Below are 25,815 nucleotides of genomic sequence, written 5' to 3'. Positions count from 1 at the left end.
AACCAGAGCTCATCCCAGATAACGTTTACCCCATTTGCAACAATGAAATATCTGCGACACCCTGTAATAAATCTTGCAAACGTGCCAAAAGGGCTAAACGGTTTACCTTTATTGCCTGATCCTCCACCATGACCATGACTTTATCAAAAAACAAATCTACCGGTTCTTTAAGGCTGGCCAATAATTTCAATAATGGGCTATAATCGGCACTGCGGTATAAAGGCTCAACTGCTCGTGCAACTTGATTAATGTGGATAAATAAAAATCGCTCCGGTTCCTCGGTAAACAGTTCTTCATTCACAGCGGATAAAGTTTGTCGTCCTGCCTGTGTAAGTAAATTATTCACACGTTTACACGCGGCAGAAAGAGAAGCTGCTTCAGGTAGTTTTACAAATAACTGTAGAGCACTCAAGCGCTTGTCCAAATCATACAACCAATCATCCTGACGAGCTCTAACAGCATGAACTAAATCAACACTTAATCCTTGAGCTTGATAATGAGATTGTAAGCGTTCAAGAATAAATGATTTCAATTCATCCAATAAATTAGGTTCCATAGATAATTGGGTTCCATAATGAATTATGGCTTGCTCAATTAGTGTACTTAAGTTGAGTTGTGCTGATGTGGCAATGAGTAATCGAACAACAGCTAAAGCATGACGGCGTAATTTAAATGGATCCTTTACCCCCGAAGGTTTTTGTCCTATGGCAAAAATGCCAACTAAAGTATCAATTCTATCTGCAAGCGATAGAGCCAACCCTAAATCAGATTCCGGTAAACTGTCCGCAGCGAAACGTGGCATATATTGTTCATTTAAAGCTTGGGCAACACCTTGATCTTCTCCATCGTTTAGTGCGTAATAATATCCCATTAATCCCTGTAATTCAGGGAATTCGCCCACCATTCCGGTCAGCAAATCGCATTTGCTTAACTGTGCTGCACGTTGTGCCTGATGTAAACTTAAATGTAAAGCAGAGCTTAAATAGGTCATTAGTGCTTCAATTCGTAATGCTTTATCCTTTAAACTACCTAATTTTGCTTGGAAAATGACGTGTTCGGTACCCGCTATATGTTGACTTAAAGGTGATTTTTTATCTTGTCTAAAAAAGAATGCAGCATCGCTCAAACGTGCTCGCATCACTTTTTCATTCCCTAAAATAACTTGTTTGGGATTGGTACTCGCGATATTTGATACAGTAATGAAATGGGGCAATAACTTTCCCTGCTTATCCTTTAAAGCAAAACATTTTTGATGCGATTGCATCGATGCAATTAAGGATTCAGCAGGAACTTCAAGAAATTCTTTTTCAAAATTCGCCATCAGAGCTTGAGGCCACTCAACAATTGAAGTTACTTCATCCAGCAAATCTTCAGGCATAATTGCTGTCGCTTGGATGGATTCAGCCAATTCCTCTACTTGTTTTTTAACCATGTGTTTTCGAGCGGAAAAATCAGCAAGAACAAAAGCCTCTTTCATTTGCAATTCATAGCTTTGTGCGGAGTTAATAGCAATGGGTTGGGGATGATGAAAACGATGCCCCCTACTCTCACGGCCACTTTTAATTCCCAATACCGTATGTTCTATTACCTTGTCCCCATAGAGCATTACTGCCCAATGCACAGGCCGAGCGAATTCTTCATCCCCAGCCCCCCAACGCATGGGTTTTGCAATGGACAAAGCAGCCAGAGATTGATTAATTAAAACTGGCAACAAATTTTTGGTTTTATTTCCTTGGCTCTCTGCTTCGAAAGCAATCCAATCCCCTTTTTCTGTTTCAATCCGAGAGAGTTGCTCTACTTCAACACCACACGATTTAGCAAAACCTAGTAAGGCTTGGGTAGGTTTTCCTTCCTTGTCGTACGCAGCAGCTAGAGCAGGGCCACGCCTGGTGACGCTTTGGCTTTTTTGTTCTTCTTGTAAATCAGAGATAACAATTGCGATACGTCGTGGCGTAGCAAAACGCTTCACTTGCCCATAACCTAATTGTGCCTTGTCCAATGCAGCCAATAAATGGTTAGCAAATTCATCAGCAAGAGGCCATACTGAACCAGAAGGTAACTCTTCGCAACCTAATTCAAATATAAAATCATTGACCATCACACACCTTTTGGTTAAGCATAGGAAAACCCAAAGCTTCGCGTGCTTGATAATAAGCTTGCGCTACTGCTCTTGATAAATGTCTTACGCGTAAGATAAAACGCTGCCTTTCAGTAACAGATATTGCTTTGCGTGCATCGAGTAAGTTAAATGAGTGCGATGCTTTAATTACCATTTCATAAGCAGGAAGTGGTAATTGTAATTCTATTAACTTTTGCGCTTCACGTTCATAATAATCAAATTGTTTAAATAACTCTTCTACATTAGCATGTTCAAAATTATAAGCAGACATCTCCACTTCATTTTGATGAAACACGTTACCATAAGTTATGATACCATTTGCAGTATTACTCCAAGGTAGATCAAATAAGTTATCCACCCCCAATATATACATAGCTAAACGTTCCAAGCCGTAAGTCAACTCGCCTGTTACAGGTTTACACGCCAATCCACCTGCTTGTTGGAAATAAGTAAATTGGGATACTTCCATGCCATTTTGCCAGACTTCCCAACCTAGTCCCCAAGCACCTAAAGTAGGCGATTCCCAATTGTCTTCAACAAAACGAATATCATCCGCCAAAGGATCAACTCCTAAGGCGCGCAATGAATCTAAATATTTATCTTGTATATCTAAAGGAGAAGGCTTGAGAACCACTTGGAATTGGTAATAATGTTGTACACGATTTGGATTATCTCCATAGCGACCATCCGTAGGCCTTCGGGAAGGCTGTACGTAGGCTGCCGACCAAGGTTCGGGACCTATTGCTCTTAAGAACGTTGCTGGATGGAAAGTACCCGCGCCAACTTCCATATCAAAAGGTTGCAATATAACACATCCTTGAGCAGCCCAATATTGCTGCAGGGTAAGTATAATATCCTGAAATGTAGATGGTTTTGTCATGAAAATCTCGATATAGCCTTGGTAAAGCAAAACTGAATCCTGGGAAACCCGGGCTCCGCTCCGCTTCACCCAGGTTACTTGTACTTATGCGATGACTTAGGAATTACCTGCTGCTTTTTTGATTAACTCTTGCAACGATTCTTCACTGGCAGCACCAGGTATGAATGAAGGTTCAGAACCTGCTTTAAACTGACCATTTGGAGTTGAAGCGATTATAAACGCAGGAGTTCCCATCAAGTGTAACTTTTCTGCTAATTCACGGTTTGCATCCAAAGCAGCAGTTACGTCTTTGCTTTGCATATCAGTTTTTAACTTCTTCATATCCAAACCTAACGACTTAGCAGTAGCCATAACAATTTGGTCGTTTAAACGCTTATCAATGGAAATTAATGCATTATGCATTTCTTGATATTTGCCTTGCATACCAGCAGCTAAAGCGGCTCTAGAAGCCAATTCAGAACTCTTACCAAAAATTGGGAATTCTTTATAAATAATTCTCAAGTCACTGTCTTTCTTGACTAAACTATTAATAATTGGTGACATTTTTTTGCAATGAATGCATTGATAATCAAAAAACTCAACAATGGTCACATTACCTTTTGGATTACCTACAACCGTTGTTTTACCCTGGAACAATTGGTCTGTGTTTTCTTTAATTGCAGATTGAGCTTGTTGTTGCATACTTTGCTGTTGTTTTTGTTGCAACGCTTGAGAAGCTTCCAAAAGTACTTCTGGATTAGTAACTAAATAGTCGTGTATAACTTTTTCAATTTCTTTTTTTTGGGTATCAGACATAGGAGTTGTATTATTGGTATCTGCTGCCATAATTGCAGGTGATACTAAAGATGCGGTCAGCGCTCCTACTGTTAATAAATTTGTAAATTTCACACAGTTCCCCTTATTTAATAGTTTACATAATACCAACAACTTTCCAACCGGCACCCTAGCATCCACTTGAAGAAAATTCAATAGGGCCTGTTTACAATTCTACTATCTCAAGCAAAATTACTTATATTTCTACGGCTAAATTAGCATAAGCCAAGACCAGCCACTTCACACCATGTTCACTAAACTTCACCTGAACGCGGGTATGTGCCCCACTACCCTCAACTGCTAATACGATGCCCGAGCCAAATTTTGCATGAGTTACATTTTGGCCTAAAGATAAGCCTGAAGTTTCTTGTACCACTGAAGGTTTATTTCGTGAAATAACGGGTGCTTGAAACTTCGCCTTGACACGAACCTCATCAAGCAATTCTTGAGGTAACTCCCTTAAAAATCGTGAAGGCCGGTGATATTCTTCTCGCCCATATTGTCGTCGGATTTCAGCATAGGATAAAACCAGTTTGCGCATCGCACGCGTCATTCCCACGTAACATAACCGACGCTCTTCCTCTAATCGTCCAGGCTCTTCCAAAGATTGTTTCCCAGGGAACACTCCTTCTTCCAACCCCACTAAAAATACCATTGGAAATTCAAGCCCTTTAGCAGCATGTAAGGTCATCAAATGGACATAACGTTCGTGCTCTTCTGCCTGCATTTCTCCGGCCTCCAAAGAGGCATGTGCTAGGAATGCATTCACTAGAGGAATTTCTTCTTCCTCTTCTTGTTCATAACGGAATTGTTTTGCCGCATTGATTAATTCTTGTAAGTTATCAAGACGAGACTCAGATTTGTCGCCTTTGATTTTGCTAAAATGCGCATACAATCCACTCTGCTGAATTACTACGGATAACTGCTCATCCAGCTCCATTGCTGCGGTATTTTGTTGCAATTGTTCAATTAACTCAATGAATTTTGCAAGAGAAGAACCCGCCCGTTGAGCCATTTCACCTGATTGTAATAAGGTTTTGGCCGCGCGCCATAAAGAACACTGTTCGGATTTGGCATAATGACGCAAATCTTCAAGCGTTTTTTCACCGATACCACGAGTGGGAAAATTAACGATTCGCTCAAAAGCATTATCATCATCAGGATTCACCAATAAACGCAAATAAGCTAAAGCATCTTTTACCTCTGCTCGATCGAAGAAGCGCAATCCCCCATAAATACGATAAGCAATTCCAGCACGTAATAAGGCTTCCTCTAAAACCCTCGATTGAGCATTCGAGCGATATAGAATAGCAATTTCATCAGCACTTACGCCCTGATTTATTTCCATCATAATTCGTTCACAAACAAAGCGTGCTTCTTCCAACTCATTAAAAGCACTATAGACTATAATTTTTTCTCCAGTGGCGCCCTCTGTCCATAAGTCTTTTCCCATTCGAGAATTATTATGTGTGATTAGAGCATTGGCTGCATCGAGTATCGTCGCGGTTGAACGATAATTTTGCTCTAAACGAATAATCTGTGTGTTTTTAAAATCTTGGGAAAACTGCTGGATATTCTCAACTTTAGCGCCACGCCATCCATAAATAGATTGATCATCATCGCCAACCGCCAAGACAGCGGCATGTTCACCAGCAAGCAGACGTATCCAGGCATATTGAATTGTATTAGTATCCTGGAACTCATCCACTAATATGGCTTGAAATCGTTGACGGTAATGATTAAGAATCTCTGGGTTATCACGTAACAACTCATGAGTTCGCAATAACAATTCCGCAAAATCGATTACTCCTGCTGTCTGACAAGCTTGTTCATAGGCACTATAAATATTGAGTAACGTTTTACCAGGCCCATAAGACAAGGTATGGACGTGCTGAGGTCGAAGTCCCTCATCTTTACGTCCATTTATGAATGATTGAGCTTGTTTTACGGGCCATTGTTCTGAATCAAGATTTAATGAACTAATCACTCGCTTGATTAATCGTGCTTGATCTTCAGAATCTAAAATATGAAACAGTTCAGGCAAACGAGCTTCTTGATAATGTCGACGGAGCAAACGATGACACAACCCATGAAAAGTTCCTACCCATAACCCCAATACAGGCGTACTCAACATATGATTTAAGCGCGTCCTCATTTCACCAGCCGCTTTATTAGTAAACGTTACGGCTAGAATTCCATGTGGGGAAATATGTTTCTCCTCTATAAGCCATGCAATGCGACTAACCAAAACTTTTGTTTTTCCACTTCCTGCCCCAGCAAGAACTAGCGTATTACCCAGCGGAGAAGTAACTGCTTCGCGTTGTCGCTCGTTCAGTCCTTTAAGAATTGCAGCAAGAGTCATAAATAAATTCCAGGAAAAAATGATGGTGTATTCTATTAATAGATCCCACTATCCCGCAAGGGAAAGAAAATAGAAGCTATACTAATTATAATTATAAGCGTGTTTTTTTAAGCTATCGTGATTACGTATTGCTTTAAAATGCTTCCCAGCGCAAAATAACGCAATATGGCAAAACAAAATTCCCAAAGGACTAAAATGCACTCACTCTATCCGTCAATTAAACCTTATGCGCAACACGAATTAAAAGTCAGTGAACTGCATACGCTTTATATTGAAGAAACCGGCAATCCTGATGGATTACCGGTTATTGTATTACATCCAGGCCCTGGTGCTTCTTCGGGAGATGGTTACCTTAGACGTTTTTTTGATCCACAACACTATCGTATCGTACTTTTTGATCAGCGCGGGTGTGGACGCTCTACTCCTCACCTGGAAGTTCGTGAAAATACGACCAATTTATTATTAGATGATATCGATGCCATCAGAGACTTTTTAGGATTGTCCGAATTTGTATTGTCTGGGGGCGGCTGGGGCTCTTTACTTGCTTTACTCTACGCGCAAAAATTTCCCCAACAGATTAAGGCATTACAACTGCATCAAGTTTTTTTGGGGAGACAGCAAGATTTTGATTGGTTTTATAAACAAGGTGCTAACCTGGTTTATCCTGATTACTGGCAAGAATTTATTAGCAGTGTGCCTGAAGACATGCTAGATAAAATTCCCCAATATTATGCCAATTGTTTGCAAGGACCCAATGAACTGGCACGGATGAGTGCAGCAAAGTCATGGGCATTGTGGGAGGCTCGTTGCAGTAGCTTACATCCTCATTTATATGTCATTGATCAATTCAGCGACCCTCATTTTGCGCTGGCTCTTGCAACGTTAGAATCTCACTACATTAATAACCATTTTTTCATTGAAGAAAATCAGGTAATGGACAATGTTCATAAAATCAGACATATCCCAACATACATTGTACACGGCCGTTTTGATTTAATTTCGCCTCTGGCTGGCGCCTTTGAACTTCATCAAGCAATCCCGGCATCTAATTTAAGAATAGTTCGTGATGCAGGACATTCAGATAGAGAATCAGGAATCATTGACGCCCTGATTTATGCAAGTAAAGAAATTTCCAAACAAGGGCCTGATGCATGCTGATTGTAATTCAAAGAGTAAACCAAGCCCGAGTAGAGATTGATAGTGAAACCGTTGGAACAATAGGTCAAGGACTTCTGATCCTCTGTGGTTTTGAACCTGAAGACACAGAACAGAATATCAATAAAATGTTAGATAAATGTCTTAATTATCGTATTTTTAATGACAGTCAAGGAAAAATGAATTTAAGCCTTAAAGAGGTTCAAGGTGGGTTATTATTAGTTCCTCAATTTACGTTAATGGCCGAAACCCAAAAAGGATTGCGTCCCAGTTTTTCAAATGCAGCACCACCTGAGCTGGGTCGTCAATTATTTGATAATCTCTTAACACGAGCCGCTCAGTTATATCCTCATACACAAAGTGGATGTTTTGGTGCGGACATGCAAGTTCATTTGTGCAACGATGGTCCTGTGACCTTTTTATTAAAATTCTAAGGCATATCAAATGTAAAATCTCAACAAAACATTATGGTCGTGGATGGTTGTTTGCAAGAACATCAAACTCGTGTAACATCGTTCTCTAAATCAAATAATTAAAAAAATCATGCGATTAACTTTAAGAATCATTAGCTTTACTGGTGCTCTAGCTTTAACAGGATGTGCTTGCAAGGGAACGAACCCAGCCGATCCTTTTGAACCCTTTAACCGCAAGGTATATAAATTCAATTCTGCCTTAGATAATGCCATTTTAAAGCCGACAGCAAAAGCATATCGGGCTGTTTTACCTGCTCCTGTCCGTAAAAGTATAAATAATTTTTACAACAATCTTGATCTTATCCCATCTGTAGGAAACGATCTTCTGCAAGCTGAGGGAAAATGGGCAATTCGTGACTCGTGGCGATTCATTATAAACTCCTCTCTTGGTGTGGGTGGCTTATTTGACGTAGCTAAAACCTTTGGCTTACCTCCCCATTCAAATGATTTAGGTCTTACTTTAGCTAAATGGGGCGATAAAAATTCTCCCTTCCTAATGCTTCCTCTATTAGGTCCAAGTACCCTTAGAGATGGAGCAGGATGGTTATTCCAATTTGCTTTATACAGCCCCTATGTTTATATAAATGAAGATGCTGTAGTCTATAGTCTATTAGCTCTTCGTACAGTGGATTTGCGCTCACAACTATTAGATACTGAACAAATAATGGATGAAGCTTTGGATAAATATGCCTTTATGAGAGATGCGTATTTACAATATCGAAATCATCTAATCACCGGCGCTCATTCAGACACAGGTTCTCTTTATGTTGATGATAAAAAAGCCGATCAGGAAGCAGCTGCAGAAACTGGTAGTGATTATATAGATGAATAATTTTAGTACTCCAATACTTTGTGGCCTGGGTGAAGCGTAGCGAAACCCAGGTTTCAGGATATGGATAAATTTCTCAACTCCAGGTTTCGCTACGCTTCATCCAAGCTTCTCTTACAAGTTTTAATTAAGCCCTACATATCTTCTCAAGGCAACGTAAAAAATCACCAGCGATATCAAGTTTTGTTTCTGCTTCTATTTCTATTAAACAGGTTGGGCTTGTAACATTAATTTCTGTTAAATAATCACCAATCACATCGAGACCAACAAAATACAACCCCTTGGCCTTGAGAGTGGGAGCCACTTGTCCACAAATCCATCTGTCTCGCTCTGTAATAGGTACGACCTCCCCGCGTGCACCCGCAGCTAAATTTCCGCGTAAATCTCCTTGCGCGGGAATACGCGCCAAAGCAAAAGGGACAGGCTCGCCATTGATTAATAAAATGCGTTTATCACCGGTATGTTTTATTTCATGAATATAACGTTGTGCAATAATTGTTTGTGTTTGATTTTTAGTCAGGACTTCTAAAATAACTGCTAAATTATTTCCTTGCTCCTCAACATGGAAAACGGAATTACCTCCCATGCCTTCCAAGGGTTTAAAAATAACTTGTTTGTGCTCCTCCCAAAATGATTTCAATTGCTTTATATTTCGCGAAACCAGGGTAGTCGGACAACACTGAGGAAAATTTAAAGTAAAAAACTTCTCATTTGCATCACGCAAGCTTTGAGGTTTGTTGGCAACAAGAACCCCTTCGTGTTCGGCCAGCTCCAAACAATAAGTTGTGTAAATGTATTCTGTATTAAAAGGAGGATCTTTTCGCATGAGGATGATATCGAACTCACCCAAAGACGTTTCATATGAAGCATTAATGGTGGCCCAATCTCTGCTATTCACATCTCCGATACTTAAATCATAAACGTGTGCGAAAGCCCGTCCATCCTTACAAAATAAATCCTCTTGGGTAAAAACAACACAAGACCAACCCATTTCTTGAGCTTTCTTGATCATAGCTAGAGTGGTATCTTTATAAGGTTTTAATTGATTTAGAGGATCTAGTAAAACAGCAAGTTTCATTATTCATCTCCAATTGCTGCTATTTCTCTTGCTGCAGCAAGTGCAGCTAAGCGAGCAATAACTCCATATACATAAAACCGGTTCGATTCATCTACCTCAGTTAAATCATCGCAAGGCATGTTACAGGCTTGGGCAAAAGCTAGAGGTTCAAAATGCATTCCGGGTGCATTCAGATTTTCATCAATGCCACGTTCTTTGTGAACTCGGTAAAATCCACCCACTACAAACTGACCAATCATATACACAACAGGTTCGGCAACCGAGCCATTTGGCATGGTTTCAAAGGTATAGACACCCTCTTGAATAATAACCCGATCCACTTTGCGACCTCCTTTACTGGTCGACATTCGAGTGCGCTGTTTTCGATTTAATTTACGTACTTCTTCTGCCTCATGCACCATCATCACGCTCATGCCATAAGTGCCATTATCCGCTTTAATTACTACAAATGGTTTTTCTTTTATCCCATAAGTTGCATATTTATCATTCATTAAAGTGAGAATTTTCTCCACTTCAATAGCTAATTTATCTATACCTTCCTGGGCCATGAAATCAAGACCTTCTAAAGCACTAAAATAAGGATTAATTAACCAAGGATCCATCCCTACCAATTCGGAAAACTCCATCGCAACCTTGTCATAAAAATTAAAATGACTCGATTTCAAGCGTGAAGACCAACCTAACTGTGCTGTAGGTCTTATTTTTTGCTTTATACCTTGTAAAATTTCAGGAATCCCCTGAGAGAGATCATTATTTAACATAAGAAAACAGGGGTTATAATTAGCGAGGCCCACTCTATCACCCTCGCGCTGAATAGGCTCTAACAGTAGCGACTCCCCCTCTTCAAGAAGCACCTCTGTAGGTTCTTTAATCTCAGGATCCAAACTACCAATGCGAACCACAAATCCCGCTTTTATAAAAATAGTTCTTAAAACATTAAGACTTTTTAAATAAAACATATTGCGTGTATGACTTTCTGGAATCAATAAGATGCGTGTGCAATCTGGAATATAGTCAACTAAAACAGACTGTGTTGCCTGAATACATAGGGGAAGGAATTCCGGATTCAAATTATTAAACCCAGCTGGAAATAGATTAGTATCTACTGGCGCCAGTTTGAATCCCGCATGACGTAAGTCAACAGATGAGGTTAAAGGAGGGGGAGTTTCCTTCCATTGATGCCTAAACCAAGCCTCAATAGCTGCGATTTGATTTAAAACAATTTTTTCAACATGAAACAATGGTCCAGAATGTGCGGTGGTTAAATGAGGAACAGGGATTTCATGTGCATTCATGCTTTCTCTCTTACTATTTTTTTTGATGATGTTACCGGGGTTATCACAGAAATAAAAGATTTTATTGATTTTCTGTTATTATATTGCAAGTTCGATTTTTATACCTAACATAATCCGTTAATTTCATGATCGTACTAAAAAAGATTTTTGTTTGGGTTTAAAGTCCACTACATTGATTAACAACTAAAGGAACCTTATTCATGATCAATGCGCTGATACAACAATTTTCCACGCAAATACAAACTTTTTTATATATCATGATGATCATCAATGGTATTTTACATTTGATTTTTGCTGGTGCTGTAGCTCACGATGCAGGGAATATGAATCGAACCGGACAAAAACCAGTCTTGGTTTCTGCTGCTACCTGGGCATTCGCTACATTAATAGGCGGTGTCTTCACTGCAACGATTTATTGGTTGCTTCACCACTCTACAATTACTAGACCGACCATAAGAGAGATTCGTTATGACCAACCCTAATATTAAAACCATTGATGTGCATCAACTAAAAAAAATGATGGATCATGATCCCGATCTTTGTTTAATTGATGTTAGGGAATTGGAAGAATGGCAAGAATTCCATATTGCTAGAGCGCTTCATATCCCTAAAGATCTTATTCCATCCTCTATTGCTGTCCAATTCCCAAATAAAAATCAACCCATTTATTTACATTGTAAAGGTGGAGTTCGATCTTTATTTGCTGCTCAATGCTTAATGGATTTAGGATATCAAGAAGTTTATTCAGTAGATGGTGGTATTATTGATTGGGCTAAATCGGGTTACCCAATAGAACAACAGAAAGAACGACTAGAGCCACAATTATAATTCTAAATCCTAAGCACAACTCAATGCAGCAAAGGAGTTCCTATAATTTTTACCGAAAAATAGGGGCTACTTCGCTGCATTTGACTGGAGTTGTAAAACATTCAATTAAAGGGCATTATTTGTAAACAGAGTATAGACGATGGGCTCCATAGAATCTTCGCTGCCAGGAGACTCCAGAGTTGGAGGAATTCCCTTGTCTGTAAAAAGTCTTGCACGATTTTTTACATCAGATTCTTTAACTATCTGTTGTACCCTAGTCAAATCAATCTCTTTTGTTCTGAAATTCGCTACTTTTTTTAGTAAATCTTGGAGTACATCTTCTACTTTATAATCCTTGATTTTCCTTTTTGAAAAAGGCTGTTCGCTGGGTGCTAAATAACCTTTTCTGGGATCCGAGTCGACATACACATGTGCGTGCATAAAATTGCTCAACGCATCATACATATCTATCAAATCTTTAGAATCTGGGAAATTGTCCCAAGTAAGATTGAGTGAAGTGGTTAATGCATTATATAGAGTGCTGTTTTCTGGAGATAAAAAATAAGGAGTTACAGTACCTTGATAACTTTTAAAAATTTGATCACGAATATAAAATGCCGCCGCATTAAGTACAATTTTTTTATTTGGACTTTCAGATTGTTCAAGACAGTTAAGAACCGCACATAAATACTTACACTGAATCGCGCGTTCTGGATGACTAATGGTGAGAATCTTTAATGAATTTGGAATGTTTTTTTCATCTAATTTATGGCTTTTTAATTCAGTTGCAATACTCTCCCTAATGTATTTTGCTAATTTATCATATTCGACATACTGAAAACCCATTTCTGCTCTCCTTAAACTCCATGAATCGGGATTAGTAAAATTTACTCCAACGCGAAGTTTAAACTAATTCAGAAAGTCAGTCATGCATTTTCCTTTTACTGCTTAATTAATTTTTAATCTTTAAAAGTCAATAACATAGGTTCTATGATTTTGAGGATGTCCCTTATAAAACAATTCTTTTGGTAGCCTTCTCCTACAGGTCAAAAAAAGTTTAAACAGGAAATTAACCTATTTATTTGCTTTTTTCCGCTGTGTTGATTAATTTACCTCTTTAAGTTCGCATCAGGAATGGTTATGAAAAAATACCTATGCTCCCTTTTTCTTGTTCTAATTAGCCTCAATGCATTTGCACAAATAACTCAACCCAAATTGGTTGTTCAACTGGTAATTGATCAATTACGTGGTGATTTAATCTTTCAACATCAGCAACAATTTGGTAATGGCGGATTTAATTATCTATTAAGTCATGCCATAGATTACCATAATACGCATCATCCACATGCCAATACTACTACTTGTGCAGGTCATGCTACAGTTGCAACAGGAAGCTTCCCCGCACTACATGGCGTTGTAAATAATGAATGGTATGACCGAAAATCACAGCAAATGGTCTATTGCATGGAAGATTTAAAAACTAATGTACTGCGAACACCTCATACCCGTATTGTGATTCCAGGGCGCTCTCCCAAAAATTTGTATACCTCGACATTAAGCGATGAAGTGATACTCTCCCAAAAAGGACGTGTCTTTGGTGTGTCTTTAAAAGATCGTTCAGCTATAACCCTAGCTGGACATGCGGGTAAAGCGTTTTGGTTTGATACGACTAATGGTGGTTTTGTTACCAGTACCTACTACTATCCCCAATATCCTCAGTGGGTTAAAAATTGGAATAAAAACTATTCTCCTCAAGACTACGCCTGGCATCTGAGTCGCTCTAAAACTGAATATCAAAATTCTAACTCGCCTATTTTTTACCATGAAGATGAGCTTTTTGGTCAAACTTTTCCGCACCATATAACTCAAGCACCAAGCCCCGAATACTTTAAGTCTCTATCGCGTTCCCCCAAAGCGGACCAACTCACTGCAGATTTTGCCGAACATCTTTTAACGGAAGAACGATTGGGACAATCTTCTGGAAAAACTGATTATTTAGGTATTAGCTTTTCTGGCGTTGATGCAATTGGCCACCAATTTGGTCCCCATAGCCTGGAGTCAGAGGATAATTTATTAGAACTAGATAAGACTCTCGCACATCTTCTATCAGTTATTGACAAACAGGTAGGCCTCAACAATACGCTCATTGTGCTTACTGCCGATCATGGTGTAAATGATGGACCAACTTATCTCAAAGCACATCGTATGCATGAAATTAATCCCATTGACGTCCCTAAAATGGAGCAATACATTCGTACATTATTAAAGAAACAATATACGCTCCCTGAAGAAACATTAATGTCCATCACTCCGCCTTATATCTATCTCAATCATAAAGTGATAAGTCAGCATAAAATAAAACTGAGCGAGGTGAAGCGTTATCTTGCACGGGCTTTAACGCTACAGCCTGGAATTTTCAAAGCTTATGTATTGCCACTTACGGATAGTGAAAAAGATTGGCTTAGTGCTAAAGTGGATAAAATGTATTTCCCAGACCGGTCTGGAGATCTGTACCTGGTTCAACCTCCAAATCAATCGAATGGTACTAAAGGTATAGACCGTGTAGCTCATGGAAGTCCATGGCAATATGACAGTTATGTTCCGCTCCTGTTCGTCCATCCTGATTTTAAACCACAACGTATCTTTCGTTCCACTTACACGACGGATATTGCTCCTACTTTATCCGCGATACTTATGATAAAAAATCCATCTGGAGCTGTGGGACATCCTTTGCTGGAAGTGGTATCGGCTTTTAATTAAAAATAGACCTGGGTTTTCTAACAGCCCAGGGCACTATTTTAACTATAGAAATCAGCTAAACTTATATTAAAGAATTGGTATGTTTTGAAGCTTTAAAAAACAGTACTATAACAAGCAAACCCTAATTAAAGATTGAATTTAACGCAAAAAACCTTTAGTATTTGCACGAAATTTCTAACGATATCATCATGAACAAACAAGCGATAATTATTGGGATTTCAGGCCCTTCTGCATCAGGTAAAAGTCTTTTAGCGAATACAATTGTCAATGAGCTTGGCTCGGAACAAGTAGTAGTTATTTCTGAAGACGCCTACTATAAAGATAATGGTCATTTACCGTTCCCTGAAAGAGAAAAAATAAACTACGATCACCCTGATTCTTTTGATCATGCATTACTTTGCGACCATTTACGACAATTAAGAGATGGTAGACCGGTTGAAATTCCAATTTATTCTCACTCAAAACACATGCGCTTGCCTGAAACCAGAACAGTCGGGCAGCACGCAATTATTATCCTTGAAGGTATCTTACTCTTTAGCGATAAAGAATTACGTGAAATAATGGATATTCGAATTTTCATGTCCACTCCGCTCGATGTGTGTTTAACCCGGCGTTTAAAAAGAGATGTGGTTGAACGGCATAGAACTTTTGAATCTGTGGTACACCAATATGAAACCACGGTACGTCCCATGTACCTGCAGTTTATAGAACCATCTAGTCGCTATGCAGATATTATTATTCCTCGCGGAGGAGAAAACAGGATTGCTATTGAAATGATTCAAGCTAAGATGCGGGAATTATTAGCATTGCATACTAATTAATGTGGGTTCGAAATGGAAAAAAAGAATTTTATTTTTTCATATCGAACTTAATTATTTAAAACTAGAGCCCCTTATAAATGCGAGCATTTTAAGGGATAACATTCGTTTAGCGATAAAAGTCATCAAATGCCTTTTATATCGAACTCATGTTAATTAATTGAGGAGAGAATGGTGGGATTTTTAACAGGAAAAAAAGCACTTATTATTGGTCTAGCTAGCAATCGCTCGATTGCTTATGGCATTGCCAAAGCATTTCATGAGCAAGGAGCTGAGTTAGCTTTTACCTATCAAAATGAGCGTTTACAAGATCGTGTTGAAACAATGGCAGCTGAATTCAATTCATCCCTAACCTTTCCTTGTGATGTAGCTCATGATGAAGAAATCCAAGCTCTGTTTTCAAATCTTCGCAAGCATTGGGATCATTTGGATATCTTAATTCATTCAGTAGCTTATGCTCCAGCGGATCAAATTAGTGGAGATTTTGTAACATCTTGCACACGTGAAGGCTTTCGAATTGCTCATGATATCAGTGCCTACAGTCTAATAGGGCTAGCACAAGCCGCTTTACCTATGATGGAAGGTACTGAAGGTTCTCTGTTAACCTTAAGTTACTATGGTGCTGAAAAAGCAGTACCTAACTATAATGTTATGGGAGTCGCCAAGGCTAGTCTTGAAGCTTCAGTACGTTATTTAGCTTCAAGCTTAGGTTCCAAAGGCATCCGCATTAATGCTATATCAGCAGGACCAATCAAAACACTTGCTGCGGCTGGAATTAAAGATTTCCGTAAAATTCAAACTGCCTATGCTAATATTACCCCGCTCCATAGAAACGTTACTATTGAAGAAGTCGGAAATACAGCTGCATTTTTGTGCTCTAACTTAGCTTCAGGGATTACTGGCGAAGTAGTTCACGTTGATGCCGGTTATCATGCGGTATCCACTATGCGCGATATCAGCTAATTTTTTACCTTTCCTATAATCCGGAGAGGTTTCTAACGCAAGTAAATTTTATTCCAAAACCCAAAATTTGGCTCGAACCAGGAGCCAAATTTTAACGAAATATAATTACACCTTATCTCCCCCTCCCCAAAGTTCATAATCAAGGTTTCTCCAAAAGATTAGTTCGTGGACTAAGAGACAAAACTTTAACTAATTGATATTTATGAGCTATTCTTTATACACCAATCCTTAAAAAGAGCCATCATGCATCAAACCCTCAGTTCGATTCCATTTATTTGGACCTTCGTTATGATGAGTTTTTTAGCACAGGGAGCTCCATTTTCTTTAGACAATATGATCAAGGTCACTCCAGAAAATGATACTCAGTGCGTGCAATACTACCTGTATAAAGGTGTCCTTTATTGTAATTCAACAACAGACTCTAACCCTATAGATTCTCAAATAAGAAACTATGAGCAATTAAAAATTTCATTTGATGAGCGTCCTTGGAAAATGGCTTGGGGCAACAAAAATTCAATTGGCACAACAATCGAATACGTTCCCGCAGGCGATGATATAAATCATTGGCTTGAATTAGTTACAAGTCAGTATTTTCCCGGCTTACAGAAAAAAACATCATTAAAACAATTTGCTAACACCTTAATAAAAAATCTAACCGATTTGGGTTATCAACCCATCATTACTTTCCATGAAAATACAGAAAACCGGGTGTTATTAGAAATAAGAATAGAAAAACCAGAAAACCAAATTCGAGATGAGCTGGAAATGTTAATTAAAGACAACAATGGAATCTATCTTTTACAGTATGTCATTAAGAAAAGTGACATGGGTAATGAAAATAGACAAAGATGGATAAACAATTTAAAAAATAGTGTGAAATTAAAGGAGGCAGGTCCTCAGAACACTATGCAATGATTAGCTAAGTTTTGGAGCATCAGGTTCCAGATCTTCAGTCTCCGCAGGCGTATCATTCGAATCTAAAGGGTTTTGCTGATTCATGAGCTGTGCAGGGAGACGTGTCTCACCCACGCGAGTATTCGTAAGAACATCCATTTCACCTTGGGTGTCATTTGGATCATAATTAATTTTCCTGCTCTGTTCTAATTCTATTTTAGTATCGATGGGATCATAATTAATTTTATCCTTAGTCAGTTCTTCTTTATCATCATGCTTTAATTTAATCTCATGCCATTTAGAATTTTTCATAATATGCTCAATAAAAGTATTTAAGTATATTATAGCATGATGCCGATAGCATGAGATTAAGGGGAAGAATTGATTACTCAATTTCCCCTGTATTTTTATATACTGCATCCAACGCCTTTAATGATTCCAACAAAGGTTTCATTTTCTCTAAAGGCCAACTGTTAGGACCATCACTCAACGCCTTATCGGGATCAGGGTGAGTTTCCATGAACAATCCTGAAATACCTGCAGCTACTGCAGCACGAGCAAGAACAGGAACGAATTCGCGTTGCCCCCCAGAAACCCCATTATTTCCTCCAGGCAATTGCACTGAATGCGTTGCATCATAAACGACAGGACAACCCGTTTCACGCATAATGGCTAAAGAGCGCATATCAGAAACCAAATTATTGTATCCAAAACTTACGCCGCGCTCACAGGCCATAATCTGCTCATTACCACATGCCTTTGCTTTATCAATCACGTGCTTCATTTCCCATGGAGCTAAAAATTGACCTTTTTTGATATTAACAGGCTTATTCATCGAAGCCACTTTCTGAATAAAATTAGTCTGTCTGCATAAAAATGCGGGAGTTTGTAACACGTCTACCACGCTCGATACCTCCAACAATGGAGTATCTTCGTGGACATCCGTTAAAATAGGTACACCCACTTGATTTTTTACTTTTTCTAAAATGGATAAGCCCTTTTCAAAGCCTGGTCCTCTGTAGCTGGATATAGAAGAACGATTTGCTTTGTCAAATGAAGATTTATATATAAAAGGAATCTGCAATTGATTACATAGTTCCTTTAAATAACCCGCGGTTTCCAAAGCCAGTTCTTCACTTTCAATGACACAGGGTCCAGCAATTAAAAATAAGGGCTTATCTAAACCTACTTCAAATCCACATAATTTCATTCTTAATTTTTTCCTTGATGTTTTTTGCGAGCAGCAAGTACGAATTGTTTAAACAATGGATGACTTGCTCTTGGAGTCGATGTAAATTCCGGATGAAATTGGCATGCCAAAAACCAGGGATGATCGGATAATTCTATCATTTCCACTAAAGAATTATCTGCTGAGCGGCCGGAGATAATCAACCCATGTTCAACCAGGCTTTCTACATATTTGTTATTCACTTCATAACGGTGTCGATGACGTTCTATTATTTGTGGTTTTCCATAGACACTATATGCCAATGTACCTTCTGCTAATTGACACATTTGTGCCCCTAATCGCATGGTACCACCCAAATCACCATCTTCATCGCGAAGTTGTTTGGACCCATCGGCATCCATCCACTCATTGATTAAGCCCAGCACAGGATACGGGGTATTTTTGTTAAATTCAGTCGAATTTGCATCTTTTAAACCACCAACATTTCGGGCAAATTCAATAACGGCTGTTTGCATTCCCAAACAAATTCCTAAGAAAGGAATTTTATGCTCTCGAGCATATTGGATTGCTTTGATTTTACCTTCAACACCACGCTCTCCAAAACCTCCTGGGACAAGAATTCCATCAATACTTTCTATAAGCGAAGCACCATGAGTTTCAATTAACTCCGCATCCAAATAAACAATTTCGACTTTCGTTTGGGTATGAAGCCCAGCATGCAGTAAAGCCTCATTAATGGATTTATACGCATCATTTAACTCAATATATTTCCCGACCATGGCAATTTTCACTGTTGCGGTTTGAACGGCTCTCATAGCCACAACCCGATCCCATTCACTTAAGTCAGCTGGTTTTACGTCAAGACCCAATTTTTTTACTACAATGTCATCGAGCCCATGCTCATGCAAGATTCGTGGAATTTGATAAATACTTGGCGCATCTTCTAGAGAAATAACTCCTTCTTTTTCCACATTAGTAAATAAGGCAATTTTTGCCCTATCAGACATGGGTAATGCTTTTTCTGAACGACAAATCAAAATATCAGGTTGAATACCTATAGATCGCAATTCCTTTACCGAATGCTGCGTTGGTTTTGTTTTCGTTTCACCTGAAGTAGCGATATAGGGCACCAAAGTCAGATGAAGGAATAACGTTCTTTGCACACCCAATTCAATTCGCATTTGACGAATGGCCTCAAGGAAAGGTAATGACTCGATGTCACCTACAGTTCCACCAATTTCAACCATTGCCACATCAAAACCGTCGGCACCTAATTTAATGCAGCGTTTGATCTCATTAGTAATATGGGGGATTACCTGAACCGTTCCCCCTAAATAATCCCCTCTTCTTTCTTTTTTAATGACATTTTCATAAATTTTCCCTGAGGTAAAATTATTACGTTTTGTCATAACGGTATTTACGAAACGCTCATAATGGCCCAAATCGAGATCTGTTTCAGCACCATCATTGGTCACAAAAACTTCGCCATGCTGGAATGGACTCATCGTTCCAGGATCAACATTTATATAGGGATCAAGCTTAATCAGTGTTACTTTAAGACCACGCGCTTCGAGAACCGCCGCGAGCGACGCAGCTGCAATACCCTTTCCTAAGGAAGATACTACTCCACCTGTAATAAAAATAAAATTTGTCATAATTGACCTTGTATCCTGCTAATTAAGTACTGTTTAGTAGAGAATATAGAGTTCGGATTCCATATAGCCTGGGAGATTGAAGCGAAACCTTGGATTTTCGCTTCCAAATTCTCCGGGTTTCGCTTCGCTTTACCCGACAAGGCTATACAAACATAAAAGAATCGAAACTAACTAACTAATAGCCAATAAATGCCCCATTTTCTCTTTCTTAGTTTTTAAATATCGGTGACTTTCCTTAGTAGGTTCTATTTCTAAAGGCACTCTCTCCATAACCTTTACCCCATAATGATCAACCGCAGCAATTTTTGATGGATTATTAGTTAATAATCTTATTGCATCAATACCAAAATATTTAAGTATTTGATAAGCAATGGCATAATTTCTGCTGTCCGCAGGAAGACCTAGTTGATGATTCGCATCAACGGTATCCCAACCTTCTTCCTGCAAGGCATAAGCTTTAAGTTTGTTTGCTAAACCAATTCCACGGCCTTCCTGGCGTAAATAGATTAAAACACCCCCTTCAGCCGCAATTAGAGACAAAGATTGCTCCAATTGTTTGCCACAATCGCATTTACACGAGCCCAAAATATCACCTGTAATACATTCTGAGTGAATACGTACTAGAGGTACTCGATTAGCAAATATAGGTGGCTTCACCAAAGCGAAATGTTCTGCACCATCCAGTTCATTTGTAAAAACAGTCATATTAAAATCACCTTTGTCTTGCAAAGGAATACGTGTTGAAGCTGCCGCATTGACTAATCTTTCATGGCGAATTCGATATTCTATCAAATCTTTAATCGTTACCAGAGGAATATTATGTTGTTCGGAAAATGTAACCAATTCATCACGTCGACTCATGGTGCCATCTTCGTTAATAATTTCACAAATTACAGCAGCAGGAGTTAAACCAGCAAGTTTTGCCAAGTCCACACTACCTTCCGTTTGTCCAGGACGTTCTAAAACGCCTTTTTTCTTGGCACGCAAAGGAAAAACATGGCCTGGAGAAATAACATCCGCAGGACCACTCTCAGAAGAAATCGCAACTTTAATTGTCCGAGCCCTATCTTTAGCGGAAATACCTGTAGATACACCTTCTGCTGCCTCTATGGATACCGTAAATGCAGTACCATAAGGAGACCTATTATTTTGCGCCATCATCGGTAATTGCAATTTATCAATGAGTTCATCAGCCATAGACAAGCAGATCAAACCACAACCATAGCGAGACATAAAATTAATTGCCTCTGGTGTAGCATATTCCGCAGCCACGACCAAATCCCCTTCATTTTCCCTATCTTCATCATCCATTAAAATAACCATTTTACCGGCTTTGAGTGTTTCCACTGCGTGTTCTATTGTAGCTAATGAATACTTCATAACGCGACCTCATTTGATCCAGTGTTCATTTAATCCTCCAGCCAATCCAGACATGCTATCATATTGTCGCCCATAGCATGCCAAGAAATAGTATGCGCTCGGTCAAATATCCCACTCTGCTGGTATGCTGAAATTGCATCGTGTTCCAAAATACTTGGAACAATATATAAATAAGTTCGATGAACTAACCCTTGTTGGTGCAACGCACTAAAAAGTGCACCACCGGCTTCTACCCAAACATCATGATACCCAAGCTCCCCCAGATGGCTCATCATAACATTTAAATCCATTACTCCATTTTTCATGGGCATTAAATGCAAAGTACTGTTAGGATAAGAAACCTCTCGTTCATTGCAATGATACACATGACAATGAGCGGCGGTTGAAAAAATTATAGACTGTTGGTCCAGGTTCAACTCTCTATCGATAATTGCAACAGGCTTTGCCTGTTCTTCCTGGCCTAAACGCACGTTCATTTTGGGATTATCCCTACGGATTGTTTGGGCAGTAGTGAGAATCACATCTGCGGCAGCGCGCATTTTATGCGTAAATTCCCCACATAAAGCATTAGATAAAATTACACGCTCTCCTACGGAACGACCAATTTTACCGTTTAGTGTTTGTGCTATTTTCACGGTTACTCTTGGCTTTTTAGTTTCAGTCCAGTAGGAATAACTTTTATAAAATTCAGTAATTTCATCTACAGGATAATGCGTCACCTTAATTCCATGGGCTCTTAATTTTTCTGAGGAATTATTTTTAGCAACTACTGGATTAGGATCCAAATAAGCAAAAACAACTTCTTCCACTCCATGATTGATAATCGCATCGACACAAGGTGGCGTTCTTCCCCAATGATTACATGGCTCAAGAGAAATATATAGACAAACCCCTGGCATTTGAGGAGGAATTTGTGTTAACAATAATTGTTCTGCATGCGGAGTTCCTGCCCCTCCATGACTTGCTTGTGCTATAATAATTCCATTTTGCACAGCAACCGCGCCAACACAGGGATTGGGGGCGCAATGACCTTGTCCAATACGGGCCTGTTCAAGTGCTGCGAGCAAAAACTTTTTGTGCATTATTTAAGTACCTTTCTATGATGCATGGTAGCTGCTCAACGCTAAATAGACGTGATCCCAAGGACAAACCGCGGGATTACGAGAAAGGATGAGTAGTTACGATGCGTGAATGATAACAAATTATTCAATTTTTGAGTAGCCTAATGATTAAATTGAACATTAAGAAAAACATTTTTTGGATACTGTTAGCGAGTTTTCTTGTCCGACCCTCTTTTGCCGAGGGTCTGTCTCCTTACTCCACCAGCGAACTGGAACAGTTAGAAAAAGAATTCGTACAGCAAATTAATCAATCAGAAAGCGTGGAGCGAAATCCATTAGCAAGCCAATATATTAATCGCATCGGAAAAAGCCTAGCGCATGCAGGGCATATTAAAACACCTGATTTTTTTATAGTAAAATCGAATGAAATCAATGCGTTTGCCGGTCCAGGGGGACATATAGGTATTAACTCGCAACTTATTTTAACAACGAGTACTGAAAGTGAGCTGGCGGGAGTCATGGCCCATGAAATTGCACACGTACGGTTGCACCATCTCTACAGGATGATCGAACATCAAAAACAAATGCGCGTTCCGATGCTTGCATCCATATTGGCATCTGCTGCTCTAGGAGTAATTAATCCCACAGTGGGAATGGCTGGAATGATGGGTGCTTTAACAGGATTCTCACAAGACAATATCAATTTTACACGATCCAAAGAAAAAGAGGCGGATAGGATTGGGATTGATATGTTGACTAAAGCAGGATACAACCCCCAAGGGATGGCGGCTTTTTTTAAAAAAATGCAGGAAAATTCGCGGTATTACTATACGGCAAACGTACCTGCTATTCTACGTACTCACCCTCTGGATGGAGACAGGGTAGCAGAAGCAGAAAACCGTATCGCGCAATCTTCACACAAACACCATGTAGATTCTCCGGAATATCCTTTGGTTAAAGAATTAATCCGCACATCAGTCGCTCAAGATCCTAAAACGCTATTTGATTATTATGAGCATCAATGCAACAAAAAAACCCCTGCTTATGCCTGCCAATATGGTCATGCCCTTACTTTAATCAATAATAACAATTATGCAAAAGCAGCCACTGTCTTAACTCCTTTATTGACAGAAAATAATAATCTCTATTTTCAAATTGCTATGGCACAAGCTGAAACAGGAATGTCCCAACATAAAGCAGCCCTCTCCCGATTAGAAGAAATACAAAAAAATTACCCTGATAATTACGCCGCTCTTATGGCGTATGCCCAAGGTTTGTTGGCTGCGAATCAAAATGAGAAAGCTACCAGTATTTTACTTAAAGGAAGTAGAAAATATAAACATGATCTACCTTTGTGTCGCGAGTTAGCTCGAGCCCAAGCGCAATCACATCAAAAAGATTATGCTTATTTTACTCAAGCCCAATGCCTACTACTTGAAGGACAAAAAAGAGCTGCGGTAGCTCAACTAAAGGTTGCCCAAAGCCTGGCAAAAAAAGATCCTTATTTATCAGCAAGAATCTCTGCCAAAATTGATGAAATTATGAACTAATCAAGAGAGCTTTTTTCGTACACGCTACGCTCATGCTCTATCGATAGATACACCCTATCTTATGATAGAGCGAGACGCCAACACGCTGTTCGTTCATAAAACTTTAAGACGAAATAAATAACGCTAGCTCCAATTCTTACTCACGAATCAAATTGATGAATTATACAGTACTATACTAGAAAAATATGTCTCACGTTTCATACGATAATCGGTAAGGTTTCTTCATGATTATGTCTAGAATGTTACGAGGTATAATTTATTCCGCATTTCAGTCACAAATTAAGGCGGATAGTGTGACTTGGCACACGGAGTTAGATCAGTTTGTTCTCAATGAAAAGGATATGGATTTCTTAAATGAAGAGGCTTTAATTTTCTTCAATCAAGTCTTGATTAAGAAATTACGTAAAGAACATCGCTTAGATTTTCATTAACCACTAGGACATACTTGTATTCTTGTGAGTGGCGCTTGGGACATTTATCTCAAACATTTTGCTGATCATTATCAGTTCGATCAGTTGATGCGCACAGAGTTAATGTACTGGTCGCATGAAAAAAGAGTACTGTCTTGGAAATTATAAGCTGGAAAATTAAGAAAAGATACAGCACCAGGGATAGTTATATTTTATATGCATATGGGGATAGCCCGAGCGACTTAGCTTTGCTTAATTATGCAGACTATGCTTTTTATAAATGTTTCCAATAAAAGAAACAGAAGCAGCAATAAAATGCGGAGGGATCTCTATGAACGATTCAACAGTATCATCGATTACCAATTTTTTAATACAAAATGACTTTGATAACCCCTCACTAACCCAAATCTCGCAAAATCTACAAAGCTCCTTATATTTTGCGAAAGTGGGAACGCGCGAAATAACCATTAAAGTATTTAATAAAAAGGAGTTGGAAACTCTTTATCAGTTAAATACCCAAAAATTTCTTCGTTTTATGGAGTTTCAAATGGGGTGTATTAATGATTTGACTCAAATTATACCTGCACCCCACTTAATCCGTTTTAATAATTTCTTTGTACAGGAAATGGATAATATACTGTTTTATATTATGGATTATATCCCTGGAGAATCTCGGGATATCTCGGCTATTACTCCAGCTCAGAAACAGGATATTGCCCGAATATTAAGGTTAGTCCATCAAACAGACTTAAGTCATTATGATACTAGTTTTTTTTCTATAAGAATTGATCTTCTTGTCCAATCCTGGCAATTTTTTCTAAACAATCAGGGAATAAGTTTAGTAAAGCAATTAGCTGCTCCTCTTCAAGATAACGCTTTAAATAATTTTCTTGATCAAATATCCAACGAAGTGACCGCTCAAGCCCTCTGGGATGTTAATAATAAGAGTAACTTAGTGATTGCCCATGCAGATATAAAACCTAAGAATGTTATTTGGAATCGTAAGGATGAGTTTTTCATTATTGATTGGGAAGATTTATCTACCATGCGAGCTGAAATTGATTTTATTGATACTATTACCAGTTGGACCCTTAAAAAAGATAATGAGGAATATGTATTAAATAACCATGAATTAAAGCTGTTTCGAGATGCTTATGCTTTGCCTTTGACAATTAAAGAAAGCGATATCCACTTTTCAGCGGCGAAATGGATGTCCTGGATTATGACCTGTTATTTACGATCTAATAATGAAATGGTACATGATGGAATGATGATGTTGAAGTTGCTTGCAAATAATAAAAGATCTTTACTGGACCTCTAGTAT

Annotated in this window: 24 protein-coding genes; 12 read left to right on the top strand and 12 right to left on the bottom strand. The window is 38.8% G+C overall.

The window, feature by feature from the left end; genetic code table 11:
• Positions 1-25: 25 nt before the first annotated feature.
• From glyS to uvrD, 4 genes are all read right to left on the bottom strand, one after another.
• Positions 26-2,098, bottom strand: coding sequence for a glycine--tRNA ligase subunit beta (glyS, locus tag HBNCFIEN_RS06325; RefSeq protein WP_182393217.1), 2,073 nt, complete (start codon positions 2,096-2,098; stop codon positions 26-28).
• A complete protein-coding gene (glyQ, locus tag HBNCFIEN_RS06320) occupies positions 2,088-2,999 on the bottom strand; it encodes a glycine--tRNA ligase subunit alpha (protein WP_182393216.1) in 912 nt (303 codons plus the stop codon). The genes glyS and glyQ overlap by 11 nt, the downstream gene beginning before the upstream one ends.
• A gap of 96 nt (positions 3,000-3,095) precedes the next feature.
• On the bottom strand, positions 3,096-3,887 hold the full coding sequence (locus HBNCFIEN_RS06315; RefSeq protein WP_182393215.1) for a DsbA family protein: 792 nt from the start codon (positions 3,885-3,887) through the stop codon (positions 3,096-3,098).
• 121 nt (positions 3,888-4,008) lie between these two features.
• Entirely contained in the window at positions 4,009-6,174 is a 2,166-nt protein-coding gene (uvrD, locus tag HBNCFIEN_RS06310; RefSeq protein WP_182393214.1) for a DNA helicase II, read from the bottom strand.
• 195 nt (positions 6,175-6,369) lie between these two features.
• Between uvrD and pip the strand changes: the two genes are divergently transcribed.
• The 3 genes from pip to HBNCFIEN_RS06295 all read left to right on the top strand — a co-directional run bounded on the left by pip (position 6,370) and on the right by HBNCFIEN_RS06295 (position 8,634).
• Positions 6,370-7,332, top strand: coding sequence for a prolyl aminopeptidase (gene pip, locus HBNCFIEN_RS06305; protein ID WP_182393213.1), 963 nt, complete (start codon positions 6,370-6,372; stop codon positions 7,330-7,332).
• Complete coding sequence (gene dtd / locus HBNCFIEN_RS06300; RefSeq protein WP_182393212.1) at positions 7,326-7,763, top strand: D-aminoacyl-tRNA deacylase; 438 nt, start codon at positions 7,326-7,328, stop codon at positions 7,761-7,763. Before pip ends, dtd begins: the two co-directional genes overlap by 7 nt.
• A gap of 109 nt (positions 7,764-7,872) precedes the next feature.
• A complete protein-coding gene (locus tag HBNCFIEN_RS06295) occupies positions 7,873-8,634 on the top strand; it encodes a VacJ family lipoprotein (RefSeq protein WP_182393211.1) in 762 nt (253 codons plus the stop codon).
• A gap of 124 nt (positions 8,635-8,758) precedes the next feature.
• Here the strand turns inward: HBNCFIEN_RS06295 and gshB are convergent, their stop codons facing one another.
• Together gshB and gshA are read right to left on the bottom strand one after the other, a co-directional pair.
• Positions 8,759-9,709 (bottom strand): glutathione synthase, encoded by a 951-nt coding sequence (gene gshB / locus HBNCFIEN_RS06290; protein ID WP_182393210.1) that lies wholly within the window; start codon positions 9,707-9,709, stop codon positions 8,759-8,761.
• The gene (gene gshA, locus HBNCFIEN_RS06285; RefSeq protein ID WP_182393209.1) at positions 9,709-11,004 is read right to left on the bottom strand and encodes a glutamate--cysteine ligase; all 1,296 of its coding nucleotides are present in this window, start codon (positions 11,002-11,004) and stop codon (positions 9,709-9,711) included. Before gshA ends, gshB begins: the two co-directional genes overlap by 1 nt.
• A gap of 200 nt (positions 11,005-11,204) precedes the next feature.
• Here gshA and HBNCFIEN_RS06280 point away from each other — a divergent pair, with 200 nt between their 5' ends.
• Together HBNCFIEN_RS06280 and HBNCFIEN_RS06275 are read left to right on the top strand one after the other, a co-directional pair.
• Positions 11,205-11,486 carry a hypothetical protein gene (locus HBNCFIEN_RS06280; protein WP_182393208.1) on the top strand — a complete coding sequence of 94 codons (282 nt, stop codon included), beginning with the start codon at positions 11,205-11,207 and terminating at the stop codon, positions 11,484-11,486.
• Complete coding sequence (locus HBNCFIEN_RS06275; protein WP_182393207.1) at positions 11,473-11,832, top strand: rhodanese-like domain-containing protein; 360 nt, start codon at positions 11,473-11,475, stop codon at positions 11,830-11,832. Before HBNCFIEN_RS06280 ends, HBNCFIEN_RS06275 begins: the two co-directional genes overlap by 14 nt.
• A gap of 105 nt (positions 11,833-11,937) precedes the next feature.
• Here HBNCFIEN_RS06275 and HBNCFIEN_RS06270 read toward each other — a convergent pair whose 3' ends face one another.
• A complete protein-coding gene (locus tag HBNCFIEN_RS06270; RefSeq protein WP_182393206.1) occupies positions 11,938-12,657 on the bottom strand; it encodes a hypothetical protein in 720 nt (239 codons plus the stop codon).
• A 294-nt stretch (positions 12,658-12,951) separates the two neighbouring features.
• Between HBNCFIEN_RS06270 and HBNCFIEN_RS06265 the strand changes: the two genes are divergently transcribed.
• The 4 genes from HBNCFIEN_RS06265 (at position 12,952) to HBNCFIEN_RS06250 (ending at position 17,267) form a co-directional block, all read left to right on the top strand.
• A complete protein-coding gene (locus tag HBNCFIEN_RS06265) occupies positions 12,952-14,571 on the top strand; it encodes an alkaline phosphatase family protein (RefSeq protein WP_182393205.1) in 1,620 nt (539 codons plus the stop codon).
• 188 nt (positions 14,572-14,759) lie between these two features.
• Positions 14,760-15,392: a uridine kinase gene (udk, locus tag HBNCFIEN_RS06260; protein ID WP_182393204.1), complete on the top strand. Its 633-nt coding sequence runs from the start codon at positions 14,760-14,762 to the stop codon at positions 15,390-15,392.
• Positions 15,393-15,560: 168 nt separating this feature from the next.
• Positions 15,561-16,352, top strand: a complete 792-nt coding sequence (locus HBNCFIEN_RS06255; protein ID WP_304599269.1) for an enoyl-ACP reductase — start codon at positions 15,561-15,563, stop codon at positions 16,350-16,352.
• Positions 16,353-16,595: 243 nt separating this feature from the next.
• Positions 16,596-17,267: a hypothetical protein gene (locus tag HBNCFIEN_RS06250; RefSeq protein WP_182393203.1), complete on the top strand. Its 672-nt coding sequence runs from the start codon at positions 16,596-16,598 to the stop codon at positions 17,265-17,267.
• Here the strand turns inward: HBNCFIEN_RS06250 and HBNCFIEN_RS06245 are convergent, their stop codons facing one another.
• From HBNCFIEN_RS06245 to ribD, 5 genes are all read right to left on the bottom strand, one after another.
• Positions 17,268-17,558, bottom strand: coding sequence for a hypothetical protein (locus tag HBNCFIEN_RS06245; RefSeq protein ID WP_255464377.1), 291 nt, complete (start codon positions 17,556-17,558; stop codon positions 17,268-17,270). It lies immediately after the preceding gene.
• 73 nt (positions 17,559-17,631) lie between these two features.
• Positions 17,632-18,456 (bottom strand): 3-deoxy-8-phosphooctulonate synthase, encoded by an 825-nt coding sequence (gene kdsA / locus HBNCFIEN_RS06240; protein WP_182393202.1) that lies wholly within the window; start codon positions 18,454-18,456, stop codon positions 17,632-17,634.
• 2 nt (positions 18,457-18,458) lie between these two features.
• Entirely contained in the window at positions 18,459-20,090 is a 1,632-nt protein-coding gene (locus HBNCFIEN_RS06235) for a CTP synthase (protein WP_182393201.1), read from the bottom strand.
• Positions 20,091-20,261: 171 nt separating this feature from the next.
• A complete protein-coding gene (ribB, locus tag HBNCFIEN_RS06230) occupies positions 20,262-21,470 on the bottom strand; it encodes a 3,4-dihydroxy-2-butanone-4-phosphate synthase (RefSeq protein WP_182393200.1) in 1,209 nt (402 codons plus the stop codon).
• Positions 21,471-21,499: 29 nt separating this feature from the next.
• Complete coding sequence (ribD, locus tag HBNCFIEN_RS06225; RefSeq protein WP_182393199.1) at positions 21,500-22,552, bottom strand: bifunctional diaminohydroxyphosphoribosylaminopyrimidine deaminase/5-amino-6-(5-phosphoribosylamino)uracil reductase RibD; 1,053 nt, start codon at positions 22,550-22,552, stop codon at positions 21,500-21,502.
• 143 nt (positions 22,553-22,695) lie between these two features.
• On the opposite strand from ribD, the gene HBNCFIEN_RS06220 reads away from it, so the two are divergent.
• From HBNCFIEN_RS06220 to HBNCFIEN_RS06210, 3 genes are all read left to right on the top strand, one after another.
• A complete protein-coding gene (locus tag HBNCFIEN_RS06220) occupies positions 22,696-24,081 on the top strand; it encodes a M48 family metalloprotease (protein WP_182393198.1) in 1,386 nt (461 codons plus the stop codon).
• A gap of 230 nt (positions 24,082-24,311) precedes the next feature.
• A complete protein-coding gene (locus tag HBNCFIEN_RS06215; protein ID WP_182393197.1) occupies positions 24,312-24,512 on the top strand; it encodes a hypothetical protein in 201 nt (66 codons plus the stop codon).
• Between the two features lie 310 nt (positions 24,513-24,822).
• Positions 24,823-25,812, top strand: coding sequence for an aminoglycoside phosphotransferase family protein (locus HBNCFIEN_RS06210; protein ID WP_182393196.1), 990 nt, complete (start codon positions 24,823-24,825; stop codon positions 25,810-25,812).
• The last annotated feature ends 3 nt before the right edge of the window (positions 25,813-25,815 follow it).

The sequence above is a fragment of the Legionella sp. PC997 genome (assembly GCF_014109825.1).
Taxonomy (GTDB): domain Bacteria; phylum Pseudomonadota; class Gammaproteobacteria; order Legionellales; family Legionellaceae; genus Legionella.
Note: the sequence above shows the minus strand (reverse complement) of the source record. Positions and strands in the feature narration are given on the sequence as shown.